Source organism: Streptomyces omiyaensis, from assembly GCF_014650895.1.
GTDB classification, from domain to species: Bacteria; Actinomycetota; Actinomycetes; order Streptomycetales; family Streptomycetaceae; genus Streptomyces; species Streptomyces omiyaensis.
On sequence record NZ_BMVV01000008.1, the window covers coordinates 133,672 to 148,520 of the forward strand.

Consider the following 14,849-nt stretch of genomic DNA (forward strand, 5'->3'; position numbering starts at 1 on the left):
GGACCGGGCCCTTCCCCGGCCGGCCGCCGCTAGACCAGCAGCGACAGCAGCAGCACGAAGACCAGGGCCACCACCGAGATGATGGTCTCCATCACCGACCAGGTCTTGATCGTCTGGCCGACGCTCATGCCGAAGTACTCCTTCACCAGCCAGAAACCGGCGTCGTTGACGTGGCTGAAGAAGAGCGAACCGGCACCGATCGCCAGCACGAGCAGCGCCGTCTCACCGGTCGACATGCCCGCGGCCAGCGGGGCCACCAGGCCGGCCGCCGAGATCGTCGCGACCGTCGCGGAGCCCGTGGCGAGCCGGATCGCGACCGCGATCAGCCAGGCGAGCAGCAGGGCCGGGATCGACCAGTCCCGGGAGAAGTCCAGGATCATCTGGCCCACGCCGATGTCGATCAGCGTCTGCTTGAAGCCGCCGCCCGCGCCGACGATCAGCAGCACGCCCGCGATCGGGGCGAGGGACTTCTCGACCGTCGAGGACAGCCGCTCCTTGCTGAAGCCGGCCGCGCGGCCCAGCGTGAACAGGGCGACTATGACGGCGGCGAGCAGCGCGATCAGCGGCGAGCCGATGACGTCGGTGACCTTCTGCACGGCGTTCTCGGGGTCGTCGACCACGATGTCGACGAGCGCCTTCACCAGCATCAGGACGACCGGCAGCATCACCGTGGCGACCGTGACGCCGAAGCCGGGGCGCTTCTCCAGGTCCTCGGAGGGGCGCGCCGGGATCATGTGCTCGGGCGCCTGGATGTCCACCCAGCGGGCCGCGTACCGGGAGAAGACCGGACCCGCGATGATCACGGTCGGGATCGCGACGACCAGGCCGAGGGCGAGGGTGACGCCCAGGTTGGCGCCGACGGCGTCGATCGCGACGAGCGGGCCGGGGTGCGGCGGGATCAGGCCGTGCATCACGGACAGGCCGGCCAGGGCCGGGATGCCGATCCGCATCAGCGAGTAGTTGCCGCGCTTGGCGACCATGAGGACCACCGGGATCAGCAGCACGATGCCGACCTCGAAGAAGAGCGGCAGGCCGATCACCGAGGCGATCAGGACCATCGCCCACGGCATGGAGCGCCGGCTCGCCTTCGCCAGGATCGTGTCGACGATCTGGTCGGCGCCGCCCGAGTCGGCCAGCAGCTTGCCGAGGATCGCGCCGAGCGCGATGAGCACGCCCACGCCTGCCACGGTGTTGCCGAGGCCGGTGCTGAACGCCTTGATGGTGTCCGCGAGCGGGGCACCGGCGAACGCGCCGAGCGCGAGCGACCCGATGGTCAGCGCCAGGAACGCGTGCAGCTTGAACTTGGTGATGAGCAGGACGATGACGGCGATGCCGGCGAGAACGGCGATGCCCAGCTGGGCGTTGCCGGCCGAGGTGATCGGTTCGACGGCGTCCGCTGCCAGGGTCTCGACGCTGAGACGGGTCACGGTGGGGTCCTTCGTACGGGCAGGTGGGGGACGGGAGGTCAGCGGGCGAGCCGCCGCAGCGCGGCGACGGCCCGGCCGGCGATCTCCTCGGGGGTGCCGGAGACGTCGACGGCGACGCCGGCCTCGTCGTCCTGCAGCGGCTGCAGGGTGGCGAACTGGGAGTCGAGCAGCGCGGTGGGCATGAAGTGGCCCGTGCGGGAGGCCATCCGGCCCTCGATCAGCTCCCGGTCGCCGGTCAGGTGGAGGAAGACGACCCCGGGCGCGGCCGCGCGCAGCCGGTCCCGGTAGACCCGCTTCAGCGCGGAGCTGCTGACCACCCCGCCGGCCCCGGCCCGGCCGTGGGCCCAGACGCCGATGGCGTCGAGCCACGGCTCCCGGTCGGCGTCGTCCAGCGGGACGCCGGCCGACATCTTCGCCACGTTGGCCGCGGGGTGGAAGTCGTCGCCCTCGGCGTAGGGGAGGCCGAGGGCGTCGGCGACCAGCGGGCCGATCGTGGTCTTGCCGGTCCCGGCGACGCCCATGACGACGACGACCGGGGGAGCGGCGGGGTGGGGGGTGGTGCTCATGGGGGGTGCCTCGCTGTCTTCTTCGACATCGGTGCTGTCTTCGCGACATCGATCCGTCGGGCTCATGAAACCCATTGAGTACGACGTATTCAAGAGCCTGTGACATAAAAGTAGTACTTTTAATTCCCGGGGAGGCGCGCCCGCCCCCGTCCCGCTCTCCGGTGTGATCACCGGCCCGGCCGCGCATAGGCTGCTCCCATGACGACTCCGGCCCAGGGGCTCCACTCGCACGTGCTCGCCACCCTGGGCCTCGCCATCACCGCGGGGGATCACCCGCCGGGCACGGTGCTGCGCACCGACGAGCTCGCGCAGGACTTCGACGTCTCGCGGACCGTCGTCCGCGAGGTCGTCCGCGTGCTGGAGTCGATGCACCTCGTGGAGTCCCGCCGCCGGGTCGGCGTCACCGTCCTGCCCACCGAGAGCTGGAACGTCTACGACCCCCAGGTCATCCGCTGGCGCCTGGCCGGGGCCGACCGCCCCCGGCAGCTCCGCTCCCTCACCGTGCTGCGCTCCGCCGTGGAACCCGTCGCCGCCGGCCTCGCCGCCCTCCACGCCACCCCGGACCAGTGCCGCGAGCTCACCGAGCGGGCCCTCGGCATGGTCGCCACCTCGCGCGGCCGGCAGCTGGAGGCGTACCTGGTCCACGACATCGCCTTCCACCGGGTCGTCCTCAACGCCTCCGGGAACGAGATGTTCGCCCGCCTCGGGGACGTCGTCGCCGAGGTCCTCACCGGCCGCACCCACCACCACGTGATGTTCGAGGACCCCGACCCGGCCGCCGTCACCCTCCACGTCCAGGTCGCCGAGGCGGTACGGGAGCGGGACGCGGCCCGCGCCGAGGCGCTGACCCGCGAGATCGCCGTCGGCGCGCTCAGGGAGCTGGACGTCCTGGCCCCGTGACGGCACCCGCCCGTCGCGCGCGGGCCGTACGCCGTACAGCGCTGCGTAAGCTCTGAACTAGCTCAAATCCGGGCGTTCAGTGAATTCGCTCACAGTCAGTGAGCGTGCCTTGCCGTGAGGATGTCGGCTGGCCGCGCAGGGGCGACCCCCACGAAGGGACCCCGGGGCGCGGCCGGGTACCGCACAGCCCCCACCCCCTCACGAAGGCGACAACTCCATGAGTGACCGCGTCACCGCGGCCGAGCCGCTGTCCGCCGCGCCGGCGAACACGCCCGCCTCCCCCCACGTCGACGCCGGCGACGCCGGATACCGCAAGGACCTCAAGTCCCGGCACATCAACATGATCGCCATCGGCGGCGCCATCGGCACGGGGCTCTTCCTCGGCGCGGGCGGCCGGATGGCCAGCGCCGGCCCCTCGCTCTTCATCGCGTACGCGGTCTGCGGCGTCTTCGCCTTCTTCGTGGTCAGGGCCCTGGGCGAGCTGGTGCTCTACCGCCCGTCCTCCGGCGCCTTCGTCTCCTACGCCCGCGAGTTCATGGGCGAGAAGGGCGCCTACACGGCCGGCTGGCTCTACTTCCTCAACTGGTCGACCACCGCCGTCGCCGACATCACCGCCGCGGCCACCTACGCCCACTTCTGGTCGATGTTCAGCGACGTCCCGCAGTGGATCCTCGCGCTGATCGCCCTCGCGGTCGTGCTCGCCGCCAACCTCATCTCGGTGAAGTACTTCGGCGAGATGGAGTTCTGGTTCGCGATCGTCAAGGTCGCCGCGCTCGTCGCCTTCATGCTCGTCGGCATCTTCCTCGTCGTCACCTCGCACGACGTCGGCGGCTCCACCCCGGGCCTCGCCAACATCACCGACAACGGCGGCATCTTCCCCAACGGCATGATGCCGATGCTCCTGCTCATCCAGGGCGTCGTCTTCGCCTACGCCTCCGTCGAGCTCTGCGGCGTCGCCGCAGGCGAGACCGAGAACCCCGAGAAGATCATGCCGAAGGCGATCAACTCGATCATGTGGCGCGTCGGCCTCTTCTACGTCGGCTCCGTCGTCCTGCTCGCGCTGCTCCTCCCGTACACCGCCTACACCGGCGACCAGAGCCCCTTCGTCACCGTCTTCGACAAGCTGGGCGTCCCCGGCGCCGCCGGCGTGATGAACCTCGTCGTCCTCACCGCCGCCCTCTCCAGCCTCAACTCCGGCCTGTACTCCACCGGCCGCATCCTGCGCTCCATGTCGCTGGCCGGCTCCGCCCCGAAGTTCACCGGCGTCATGAACAAGGGCGGCGTGCCCTACGGCGGCATCCTGCTCACCGCGGGCTTCGGCGTCGTCGGCGTCGCCCTCAACGCCAGGATGCCCGAGGACGCCTTCGAGCTTGTCCTCAACTTCGCCTCCATCGGCATCATCGGCACCTGGGCCATGATCATGGTCTGCTCGCTGCTCTTCGTCCGCCGCGCCGAGCAGGGCCGGCTCGTCCGCCCCGCCTACCGGCTGCCCTGGGCCCCGTACACCCAGATCGTGACCCTGGTCTTCCTCGGCTCCGTCCTGGTCCTCATGTGGATGGACGGCGGCATCGGCCGCACCACCGTCAACTGCCTCCCGCTGATCGCCGCGGTCCTCGTCGGCGGCTGGTTCCTGGTCCGCGGCCGGGTCCGCGAGACCGCCGCGCGGCAGGACTGACCCGCCCGCCTCCCCGCACTCCCCCCACGGGAGCGGCGGACCCCCGCAGGCACGGCCTGCGGGGGTCTCGCCTTTTATCGGGAGATAGTGGTACCCAGGAGGCTTACAAGATCCAGTCGGAGGAAGGGAAGTTCGCGATGCCGCAGCACGTCCAGGGGGTCATCGCCCCCGGCAGGAACGAACCGGTCCGGGTCGAGACCATCGTGATCCCCGATCCCGGTCCCGGTGAGGCCGTCGTCAGGATCCAGGCGTGCGGCGTCTGCCACACCGATCTCCACTACAAGCAGGGCGGGATCAACGACGACTTCCCGTTCCTCCTCGGCCACGAGGCCGCCGGCACCGTCGAGTCGGTCGGCGAGGGCGTCACCGAGGTCGCCCCCGGCGACTACGTGATCCTCAACTGGCGGGCCGTCTGCGGCCAGTGCCGCGCCTGTCGCCGGGGCCGCCCCTGGTACTGCTTCGACACCCACAACGCCACGCAGCGGATGACCCTGCTCGACGGCACGGAGCTCTCCCCGGCCCTCGGCATCGGCGCCTTCGCCGAGAAGACCCTCGTCGCCGCCGGCCAGTGCACCAAGGTCGACCCGGCCGTCGCCCCCGAGATCGCCGGTCTCCTCGGCTGCGGCGTGATGGCCGGCATCGGCGCCGCGATCAACACCGGGAACGTCTCCCGCGGCGACACCGTCGCCGTCATCGGCTGCGGAGGCGTCGGCGACGCCGCGATCGTCGGCGCCCGCCTCGCCGGGGCCGCGAAGGTCATCGCCGTCGACATCGACGAGCGGAAACTGGCCAAGGCGCGCGAGATGGGCGCCACCCACACCGTCGACTCGCGCACCGCCGACCCCGTCGAGGCGATCCGCGAGCTCACCGACGGCTTCGGCGCCGACGTCGTCATCGAGGCCGTCGGCCGCCCCGAGACGTACAAGCAGGCCTTCTACGCCCGCGACCTCGCCGGCACCGTCGTCCTGGTCGGCGTCCCCACCCCCGAGATGCAGCTCGAACTGCCCCTCCTGGACGTCTTCGGCCGCGGCGGCTCCCTCAAGTCCTCCTGGTACGGCGACTGCCTGCCGTCCCGCGACTTCCCGATGCTCATCGACCTGCACCGGCAGGGCCGCATCGACCTCGGCGCCTTCGTCACCGAGACCATCGCCCTCGACGAGGTCGAGAAGGCCTTCGCCCGCATGCACGAGGGCGACGTCCTGCGCTCGGTGGTGGTGTTCTGATGGCCGCCCGCGTCGACCACCTGGTCACCTCCGGCACCTTCAGCCTCGACGGCGGCACCTGGGACGTCGACAACAACGTCTGGATCGTCGGCGACGACACCGAGGCGATCGTCATCGACGCCGCCCACGACGCCGACGCCATCCTCGAAGCCCTCGACGGACGCGCCCTGCGCGCCATCGTCTGCACCCACGCCCACGACGACCACGTCGGCGCCGCCCCCGCGCTCGCCGCCGCCACCGGCGCCCGCGTCCTGCTCCACCCGGCCGACCAGCCGCTGTGGAAGCTCACCCACCCCGACCACACCCCCGACGGCGAGCTCGCCGACGGACAGGTCCTCACCATCGCCGGCACCGACCTGAAGGTCCTCCACACCCCCGGCCACGCCCCCGGAGCGGTCTGCCTGCACGCCCCCGACCTGGGCACGGTCTTCACCGGCGACACGCTCTTCCGGGGCGGCCCCGGCGCCACCGGCCGGTCCTTCTCGGACTTCCCCACGATCGTCGACTCGATCCGCGGGAAGCTCCTGACCCTCCCGCCGGAGACCGTCGTCCGCACCGGCCACGGCGACACCACCACCATCGGCGAGGAGGCCCCGCACCTGGAGGAGTGGATCAGGCGGGGTCACTGAGCGCGAGGCGGCTCTCGAACCGCCTCGCCCCACCCGAGAACGGGTCGGCGAACTCCAGCGTCCGCGCCAGCAGGCGCAGCGGCCGCCGGTGGTCCTCCGGCCCGTCCTCCCGCACCACCGGGTAGAGCGGGTCGTCCAGGATCGGCAGCCCCAGCGCGTTCATGTGCACCCGCAGCTGGTGCGTCCTCCCGGTCTCCGGCAGCAGCCGGTACCGCGCGTGGGCGCCCAGCCGCTCCACCAGCTCGATCCGGCTCACGGCGTTCGGCTCGCCCGGCACCTCCCGGGCGGCCAGCACCCCCCGCTCCTTCTCGATCCGGCTGCGCACCGTCACGGGAAGCCCCACCCCGGGGTCGTACGGCGCCAGCGCCTCGTACTCCTTGCGCACCCGCCGCTCCTTGAACAGCAGCTGGTACGCCCCCCGGTCCTCGGGCCGCACCACGAACAGCACGAGGCCCGCCGTCAGCCGGTCCAGCCGGTGCGCCGGCTGGAGCGCGGGCAGCCCGAGCCCGGCCCGCAGCCGGGCCACCGCCGTCTCCCTCACGTGCCGCCCGCGCGGCGTCGTCGCCAGGAAGTGCGGCTTGTCGGCGACCACGATCCGCTCGTCCCGGTACACGACGCCGACCTCGAACGGCACCCGCTCCTCCGGCGCGAGATCCCGGTGGAACCACAGCCACCGCCCCGGCTCGTACGGCTCCGGGCCCGCCGCGGCCCGTCCGTCGGCGCCGACGAACCGCCCCGCGTCCAGCATCGCGCCGATCCGCTCCGCGCCGACCGCCGCCCCGTACCGCCCGAGCAGATAGGCCCCCACGGTCGGCCAGGTCCCCTCCGGGTCCTCCGGCAGCCGGAGCCGCACCGGATCGATCCCGTCCCGCTGCGGCAGCGGGGCGGCCGGCACCCTCTTCCTGCGCACCCTTCCGCCTCCCGTCGCCCGCACACGAGAAAGTCCCGGCCGAGACAAGCTCGACCGGGACTTTCCTCTGGTGTCCGAGGGGGGACTTGAACCCCCACGCCCGATAAAGGGCACTAGCACCTCAAGCTAGCGCGTCTGCCATTCCGCCACCCGGACAGGGTGTGTGTCTCGCGGCCCTGGGCCGTTCCGACGAGGAAAACCATAGCAAACATTCGGAGGGGTCGATCACCACCTCCCCTCCCGCCCGGTCCGCCCCTCCCGCCTCTCCCGTCTCGGCATGTGTCGGGGGTGTGTCGGCCGGTGGACGCCCTTGCGCCGCCGGGGCGGGGGCGCGGCAGGATGGGCAGGGAGGACCACCAGCAAGCACGTGGGGCACGTCGTGGGAGGAAGCAGCGTGAGCGAGTCGAACACCGGCCGTACCGTCTCGGGTGAGGACGAGGTCGTCGACCTCTGCCGGGACCTCATCCGCATCGACACCAGCAACTACGGCGACCACTCCGGCCCGGGGGAGCGGGCCGCGGCCGAGTACGTCGCCGAGAAGCTCGCCGAGGTCGGCCTCGAACCGAGGATCATCGAGTCCCACCAGGGCCGCGCCTCCACCGTGGCCCGCATCGAGGGCGAGGACCCGTCCCGTCCGGCCCTGCTCATCCACGGGCACACCGACGTCGTCCCGGCCAACGCCGAGGACTGGACCCACCACCCCTTCTCCGGCGAGGTCGCCGACGGGTGCGTCTGGGGCCGCGGCGCCGTCGACATGAAGGACATGGACGCGATGACCCTCGCGGTCGTCCGCGACCGGCTGCGCAGCGGGCGCAAGCCCCCGCGCGACGTCGTCCTCGCCTTCCTCGCCGACGAGGAGGCCGGCGGCACCTACGGCGCCCGCCACCTGGTCGACCACCACCGTGACCTCTTCGAGGGCGTCACCGAGGCGATCGGCGAGGTCGGCGGCTTCTCCTTCACCGTCAACGAGAACCTGCGCCTCTACCTGGTCGAGACCGCCCAGAAGGGCATGCACTGGATGCGGCTCACGGTGGAGGGCACGGCCGGCCACGGCTCGATGACCAACTCCGACAACGCCATCACCGAGCTCTGCGAGGCCGTCGGCCGGCTCGGCCGCCACCAGTGGCCGGTCCGCGTCACCAAGACCGTCCGCAGCTTCCTCGACGAGCTCTCCGACGCCCTCGGCACTCCGCTCGACCCCGAGGACATGGACGCCACCCTGGCCAAGCTCGGCGGCATCGCCAAGATGATCGGCGCCACCCTGCGGAACTCCGCCGCCCCCACCATGCTCGGCGCCGGCTACAAGGTGAACGTCATCCCCGGCCAGGCCACCGCCCACGTCGACGGGCGCTTCCTCCCCGGTCACGAGCAGGAGTTCCTCGCCGATCTCGACCGGATCCTCGGTCCCCGGGTGAAGCGCGAGGACGTGCACGGCGACAAGGCCCTGGAGACCAGCTTCGACGGGGCCCTCGTCGACGCCATGCAGCTCGCCCTGCGCGCCGAGGACCCGATCGCCCGCGCCGTCCCGTACATGCTCTCCGGCGGCACCGACGCCAAGTCCTTCGACGACCTCGGCATCCGCTGCTTCGGCTTCGCCCCGCTCCAGCTGCCGCCGGAGCTGGACTTCGCCGGCATGTTCCACGGCGTCGACGAGCGGGTCCCGGTCGACGGCCTGAAGTTCGGCGTGCGCGTCCTGGACCGCTTCCTCGACGCCTGCTGACCGCGGGGCGGCGGACGGTCGGATTCGACCGTCCGTTTGCCCGTGACCGGAAAGAGTGAATGACTCCCGGGGCTCGTAGCCCCCTCGGTTCCCCCTCGTTACAGGTGTTGCGGTCCGCGGCTGGGGCCGCACTTGTCAACTAGGAGGAATAATGATCAAGAAGGTCGTCGCTGCTGCGGCTGCCACCGGCGGTCTCGTTCTCGCGGGCGCGGGCATGGCCGTCGCCGACGCGGGTGCCCAGGGTGCGGCCATCGGTTCCCCCGGTGTCCTCTCGGGCAACGTCGTGCAGGTCCCGGTTCACGTTCCCGTGAACGTCTGCGGCAACACGGTCTCCGTGATCGGCCTGCTGAACCCCGCCTTCGGCAACACCTGCGTCAACGCCTGACGTTGTGCCCCGCCCCTTGAGGGCGTGAGCCGTCCGGCCCCGGAGTGCGTGCCATGCACTCCGGGGCCGGTGGCGATTCCGCCCCGGGCACGGGCCCGGTGGCCCTCATCCCACGCCGATCAGGCGAATGCCGAGAAGGCAGGTAAGCAAGCTATGCGACAGGTCACGCGCAAGAGCATCATCACCGTCGCGGCGGCCGGCGGGGTCCTCGCGCTCGGCGGAGGCATCGCGCAGGCGGATTCCGCCGCGAGCGGCACGGCCGCGAACTCACCCGGCGTCGCGTCCGGGAACAGCGTCCAGGTCCCGGTCCACGCCCCGGTCAACGCCTGCGGCAACACCGTGAACGTCGTCGGGGTGCTCAACCCGGCGATGGGCAACTCCTGCGCGAACATCCCCGCCCAGGCCCGCCCCGGCGCGTCCGGCGGCGCGCACGCGAGCGACTCCCCGGGCGTCGCCTCGGGCAACACCGTGGTGGTCCCGGTCGAGGTCCCGGTGAACGTGTGCGGCAACGGCGTCACGGGCATCGGCCTCGGCAACGCCGCCACGGGCAACGACTGCGCGAACGGACAGACCCCCGACTCCGGCTACGGCGAGGAGCCCGGCGGCTACGGCGAGGAGCCGGGCGGCTACGGCGAGGAGCCGGAGACCCCCGGGACTCCGGGTACGCCCGGGACTCCGGGTACACCCGGTACCCCCGGGACTCCGGGCACGCCGGGTACCCCCGGGACGCCGGGTACCCCCGGGACGCCGGGCACCCCTGGGACGCCTGGGACCCCGGGCACCCCTGGTACGCCCGGGACTCCGGGCACGCCCGGCACCCCCGGTACGCCTGGTAACCCCGGTACCCCGGGTACGCCCGGTACCCCGGGTGTGCCGCCCAGCTCGGACGGCGGCTCGAACCACCCCGGCCCGCAGCTCACGCCGCCCCCGGCCTCGCCGGACGAGCTGGCCGAGACCGGATCGTCCGCCCCGCTCGGCGTGATCGTGCCGGCCGCCGCGGGGATGCTCCTCGCGGGCTCGCTGGTCTACCGCCGCTCCCGCCGCGGCGCCTGAACCGGACCGCCGGACACGCGAAGGGGCCCCGCGCCGTGCGGGGCCCCTTCCGCGTGCTCCGTCACCAGGTCGCCCGGATCTGACGGATGATCCGCCGCTTCAGCCGCACTCTGCGACTGCCGTCCCGGCGCAGGACGAGCCGGTCCAACTCCCAGTGTCCGTACTCGGCATGGTCGGTCAGAAGCCGCGCGGTCTCCCTGCGGGAGACGCCGCGCGGCACGTACACGTCGACAAATTCGTATTCCGGCATCGCATCTATTGTGCGGGCACCGGCCCGGTACGGATAGCGTCTGTCCCATGTCTGATGCTGCGCAGCCCACCGCTGCCGAGGTACGTGCCGCCGCCGAGGCGGTCAAGACCGCGCTGGACCGCCACCTCGCGGCGGTCGAAGGCCGCACGGGGGACGACGACACGGGCGTGTACGAGGCGTTCAACGCCCTCGCCGCGGCCGCCGAGGCCTATGACGAGCTCCTCTACGACCACTACGACGAGGTGACCCCCTTCGAGATCCCCGGGGCCGACGACGGGCTGCCCCCTTACGCGGGACCCGCCGAACCGCACGCCCTCAGCGTGCTGATCCGCCGCGACTACGCCGTGGCCGAGCCGCGCCGGCTCGTCGCCCAGGCGCGGCGGGTCGCCGACCTCGACCACGACGAGGACGGCCCCCGCGGCACGGCCGCCGCGCTCGGGGTCCTCTTCGGGGAGTACGAACCCGACGAGATCGCCTCCCGGCACAAGGAGTTCGGCCTGGAGGAGGGCGACTCCACCCTCTGGGTCACCGCCGCCGGGGCGCCCCCGGAGCCGGGGGAGTGGCTGGCCGCCCCCTTCGAGCAGGCGGACCCGGAGCGGATCGTCTGCCGCTTCGACATCAGCTCCGTCTTCGACGACGACGAGGACGAGGACGAGGCCGCCGAGGACGACGAGGGCGACCGGGACGCCGAGGGCGACGCCGCCGCTGCCGCCGGGGCGGGCGGGGGCGGCAACGCCGGCCGCTGAGACGCACCGGGGAGGACGCCGGAGGGCCGGGACGCCGGGGTGGCGTCCCGGCCCTCCGGCGTCCCGCTCCGGGCCCGCGCCCGCTACTCCTCGCCGGCGGTGGCGAGGAGGGCGATCAGGAGGGGCCGCAGCCGGGTGGTCCGCGCCGGGGCCAGCACCTCGGCCACCGCGCGCGGCAGCGCCTGGTCCACGCCGTGCACGACCGACAGATGGCGCTCCGCCCGGCCGAAGGCCGTGTAGACCCACGGCCGGCTCAGCCCCGGCGCCGCGTCGCCCGGCAGCACCGCGACCACGGCGGGCCACCGCCCGCCGGCCGCCTGGTGGGCGGTCAGCGCCCAGCCGTGCCGCAGCGCCGACTCGACCCGCTCCTTCGGCACGACGACCTCGCCGTCCCCGGTGCGCAGCCGCAGGCCCTCCGCGTCCGCCCCGAGGACCGTGCCGGCCACCGTACGGCCCGGCACCGGCGCGTACGCCACCCGGTCGCCCGGGTCGTAGCCGCCGAAGCGTCCCGGGCCGGGGTTCAGCCGCTGCTTCAGCGCCGCGTTCAGCGCGCGCGTCCCGGCCGAGCCGCCGTGGCCGACCGTGATCACCCGCGTCTGGTCGGGGGTCAGCCCGAAGGCGCGCGGCACCGAGTCGGCGACCAGCTGGACCGTCCGGTGCACGGCCTCGCCGGCGTCCCGCACCGGGACGATCACGACCTCCTTGCCGGGGGCCCCGACCTGGTTCAGCTCGCCGATGCCGATCCCCGAGACCAGCTCGCCCAGCGGGCCCGGGTCGGGGCGGCGGGAGGCCACCCGGGGGCAGACGCGGGCGGCGAGGGCGTCGGCGAAGACCGCGCCGGGGCCGGGCGCGCCGAGCACGTCCGGGTCGCCGCTGAGGACCAGCCGGCAGCCGTCCGGCAGCGCCTCGACGAGCATCGCCGCCGTCTCCACGTCCAGCTGCGGGGCGTCGAGCACCACGAGCAGGTCCAGGGCGAGTGAGCCCTCCTCGTCCCGGCCGGGACCGGCCGTCCCCGAGAGGAGCGCGGCGAGCGGCACCGCCGTCCCGGCCTCCCGGTCCTCCGGGCCCAGGCGCTCCGCGTCGTGCACGGTCACCAGGACCCGCAGTCCCCGCTCCCGGGCGGCGGCGGCCAGGGCCGCCGGCTCGGCCCGGGAGGCCTCGCCGCCGGTGTGCAGCACCAGGCCGTGACCGCCGACGGCACGGGTCAGCTCGTCGCCGTCCCACTCGGCGGCGGTGACGGTGCGCACGAGCCGGGCCAGGCCGTCCGCGAGGCTCTCCTCGGCGAGCGCGTACCGGTCGAGGCCGAGCAGCGGGGGCTCCACCGGTCCGGCGGAACCGCCCTCCGCCGGGGAGCCCTCGGGCTCCCCGGCGACAGGGTCCCCGTCGTCCCCGCCGTCGGCCTCGTCGCCCTCGTACGCCCCGTCCTCGGGGGACTCCTCCTGGAAGAGCAGGACGGCGCCCTCGAAGACCGCGGTGTCCACGGCCTTGCCGGGGTCGGGCACCTCGAATGCGGCGAGTCCGGCCCGCGCCTCGTCCAGGGTGAGGGCGGTGTGGCCCCGGAGGGCGGCCCGGTCGAGCAGCCACACGGTCAGGGCCACGGCCCGGCGCGGGTCGTCGGGCCCGCAGGCGCCGCCGAGCAGCGCCCGCGCGAAGCCGTCGGCCTGCTCCGGCCGCACGCCGGGGACGGCCAGCAGCCGCCACGGATCCTCGGTGAGCGCCTCGGCGGCCTGCTCGCCGAGGGCGGCGGCGACCTGCCCGGCCAGCGCCTCGGGCGCCCCGCCCCGGGCCAGCACCTCGCGCACCCCGGCGAGCGCCCCCGCCGTGGGCGCGGGCGGGGCCGCCGGGGCGGGCGGACGGACGGCGGGCCCGGCCGGCCGGGCGGCGCGGGGCGGCTCGGGCGCGGGCTCGTGCAGGACGCCGCCGGACGAGGCGCCGCCCTCCACGGCCCGCACGGCGGCGAGCAGGTCGGCGGCGGTTCCGCTCAGCTTGGCACCGCTCGCGACGGTGCCGTCCTTGCCGGCCTTCCGGGCCTCGATCCGGGCCCGCAGCTCCCGCTGGGCCGCCAGCTCCGCCTGCGCCTCGCTCAGCTCCGGCGCGTCCTTCCCGCCGGCCGCGTCGGCACCCCCGTCGGCCTTGCCCTCCGCGCTCTCCGCGTCCTCCTCGACGGCCTCGGCGGCCTCGGCGGTCTCCGGTTCCGGTCCCGCCTCCGTATCCGTCTCCGTGTTCCCCTCCGCCGGGGCTTCCCCGGCGGTGTCGGGGGCGGTCGGCGCGTCCTCGGGCGCGGCGGACGGTTCCACGTCCTCGGGGGCCAGGTCCTCGGCCTCGGGCGCGGTCTCGCCGGAAGGCTCGGTCACAAGGTGCTCCAGTCGTGATCCGGATAGCGGTGCACGGGCGCGGACACATCGTCCAAAGCCCGGCAGATCTCGTCAGGAAGACTAAGGCCCTCCACCGACAGCGCCGCCGTGAGCTGGCGCGCGGTGCGCGCGCCGACGATGGGGGCGGTCACGCCGGGCCGGTCCCTGACCCAGGCGAGCGCCACGTGCAGCGGACTGGTGGCGAGACCGTCGGCGGCGGTGCTGACGGCCTCCACGATCCGGCTCGCCGCCTCGTCCAGGTACGGCTCCACGAACGGCGCCAGCGCCTCGGACGCCCCCCGGGAGTCCCCCGGCGTGCCGGTGCGGTACTTGCCGGTGAGCACCCCGCGGCCGAGCGGCGAGGACGGCAGCAGGCCTATGCCCAGGTCGATCGCGGCGGGCAGCACCTCCCGCTCCACGCCCCGTTGGAGCAGCGAGTACTCCAGCTGCGCCCCGGCGAGCCGGGTGCGGTCGCCGCCCAGCTGCCAGGTGCCCGCCTTGGCGAGCTGCCAGCCGCAGAAGTTCGCCACGCCCGCGTACCGCGCGCGGCCGCTGCGCACCGCGATGTCGAGCGCCTGGAGCGACTCCTCCAGCGGGGTGTACGGGTCGTAGGCGTGGAGCTGCCACAGGTCGACGTGGTCCGTGCCGAGCCGGGCCAGCGAGGCGTCGAGCGCGGCGAGGAGGTGGCCGCGCGAGCCGTCGGTGCGCCGGTCCGGGTCCGGGACGCTGCCGGCCTTGGTGGACAGGACCAGGTCGCGGCGCGGCACGAGGCGGTCCATGAGCCGTCCGAGCAGGTACTCGGCCTCGCCGCCGCCGTACACGTCGGCGGTGTCCACGAGCGTGCCGCCCGCGTCCCAGAACACCTTCAACTGCTCGGCGGCGTCCTGCTCGTCGGTGTCCCGCCCCCAGGTGAGCGTGCCGAGCCCGACGCGCGAGACGCGCAGGCCGGTACGTCCGAGATGCCTCTGCTCCATGGGCGGGACATTACTGGCCGGGGCACCGCGCGCAGAG

At 73.7% G+C, this 14,849-nt stretch carries 14 protein-coding genes and 1 tRNA gene; 8 read left to right on the forward strand and 7 right to left on the reverse strand.

The genetic code is table 11. The features are described 5' to 3' along the window. Positions 1 to 29: 29 nt before the first annotated feature. A complete protein-coding gene (locus IE287_RS15665; protein WP_189849663.1) occupies positions 30 to 1,427 on the reverse strand; it encodes a GntT/GntP/DsdX family permease in 1,398 nt (465 codons plus the stop codon). Positions 1,428 to 1,465: 38 nt separating this feature from the next. Continuing rightward, entirely contained in the window at positions 1,466 to 1,993 is a 528-nt protein-coding gene (locus IE287_RS15670) for a gluconokinase (protein ID WP_189849664.1), read from the reverse strand. Positions 1,994 to 2,191: 198 nt separating this feature from the next. Between IE287_RS15670 and IE287_RS15675 the strand changes: the two genes are divergently transcribed. The 4 genes from IE287_RS15675 (at position 2,192) to IE287_RS15690 (ending at position 6,420) form a co-directional block, all read left to right on the forward strand. Then, on the forward strand, positions 2,192 to 2,893 hold the full coding sequence (locus IE287_RS15675; protein WP_189849665.1) for a FadR/GntR family transcriptional regulator: 702 nt from the start codon (positions 2,192 to 2,194) through the stop codon (positions 2,891 to 2,893). A 217-nt stretch (positions 2,894 to 3,110) separates the two neighbouring features. Next, entirely contained in the window at positions 3,111 to 4,568 is a 1,458-nt protein-coding gene (locus IE287_RS15680) for an amino acid permease (protein WP_189849666.1), read from the forward strand. Between the two features lie 137 nt (positions 4,569 to 4,705). Beyond that, positions 4,706 to 5,791, forward strand: coding sequence for an S-(hydroxymethyl)mycothiol dehydrogenase (locus IE287_RS15685; RefSeq protein WP_189849667.1), 1,086 nt, complete (start codon positions 4,706 to 4,708; stop codon positions 5,789 to 5,791). Further along, complete coding sequence (locus IE287_RS15690) at positions 5,791 to 6,420, forward strand: MBL fold metallo-hydrolase (RefSeq protein WP_189849668.1); 630 nt, start codon at positions 5,791 to 5,793, stop codon at positions 6,418 to 6,420. The genes IE287_RS15685 and IE287_RS15690 overlap by 1 nt, the downstream gene beginning before the upstream one ends. Here IE287_RS15690 and IE287_RS15695 read toward each other — a convergent pair. Both IE287_RS15695 and IE287_RS15700 read right to left on the reverse strand, forming a co-directional pair. Beyond that, entirely contained in the window at positions 6,404 to 7,330 is a 927-nt protein-coding gene (locus tag IE287_RS15695; protein WP_189849669.1) for a pseudouridine synthase, read from the reverse strand. The genes IE287_RS15690 and IE287_RS15695 overlap by 17 nt on opposite strands. Before the next feature lie 68 nt (positions 7,331 to 7,398). Beyond that, positions 7,399 to 7,486 (reverse strand) — tRNA-Leu (locus tag IE287_RS15700). 238 nt (positions 7,487 to 7,724) lie between these two features. Here IE287_RS15700 and IE287_RS15705 point away from each other — a divergent pair. From IE287_RS15705 to IE287_RS15715, 3 genes are all read left to right on the forward strand, one after another. After that, complete coding sequence (locus IE287_RS15705) at positions 7,725 to 9,050, forward strand: M20/M25/M40 family metallo-hydrolase (protein ID WP_189849670.1); 1,326 nt, start codon at positions 7,725 to 7,727, stop codon at positions 9,048 to 9,050. 151 nt (positions 9,051 to 9,201) lie between these two features. Continuing rightward, complete coding sequence (gene chpH / locus IE287_RS15710) at positions 9,202 to 9,435, forward strand: chaplin ChpH (protein WP_015032475.1); 234 nt, start codon at positions 9,202 to 9,204, stop codon at positions 9,433 to 9,435. Between the two features lie 153 nt (positions 9,436 to 9,588). Further along, positions 9,589 to 10,488 (forward strand): chaplin, encoded by a 900-nt coding sequence (locus IE287_RS15715; protein ID WP_189849671.1) that lies wholly within the window; start codon positions 9,589 to 9,591, stop codon positions 10,486 to 10,488. 61 nt (positions 10,489 to 10,549) lie between these two features. Here IE287_RS15715 and IE287_RS15720 read toward each other — a convergent pair whose 3' ends face one another. Next, positions 10,550 to 10,738, reverse strand: coding sequence for a DUF5703 family protein (locus IE287_RS15720; RefSeq protein WP_189849672.1), 189 nt, complete (start codon positions 10,736 to 10,738; stop codon positions 10,550 to 10,552). A 47-nt stretch (positions 10,739 to 10,785) separates the two neighbouring features. On the opposite strand from IE287_RS15720, the gene IE287_RS15725 reads away from it, so the two are divergent. Then, positions 10,786 to 11,484, forward strand: coding sequence for a hypothetical protein (locus IE287_RS15725; protein ID WP_189849673.1), 699 nt, complete (start codon positions 10,786 to 10,788; stop codon positions 11,482 to 11,484). Positions 11,485 to 11,567: 83 nt separating this feature from the next. On the opposite strand, the gene IE287_RS15730 is transcribed toward IE287_RS15725, so the two are convergent. Then, positions 11,568 to 13,838 (reverse strand): helix-hairpin-helix domain-containing protein, encoded by a 2,271-nt coding sequence (locus tag IE287_RS15730; protein WP_189849674.1) that lies wholly within the window; start codon positions 13,836 to 13,838, stop codon positions 11,568 to 11,570. Beyond that, entirely contained in the window at positions 13,835 to 14,812 is a 978-nt protein-coding gene (locus tag IE287_RS15735; RefSeq protein WP_189849675.1) for an aldo/keto reductase, read from the reverse strand. The genes IE287_RS15730 and IE287_RS15735 overlap by 4 nt, the downstream gene beginning before the upstream one ends. Positions 14,813 to 14,849: the final 37 nt, after the last annotated feature.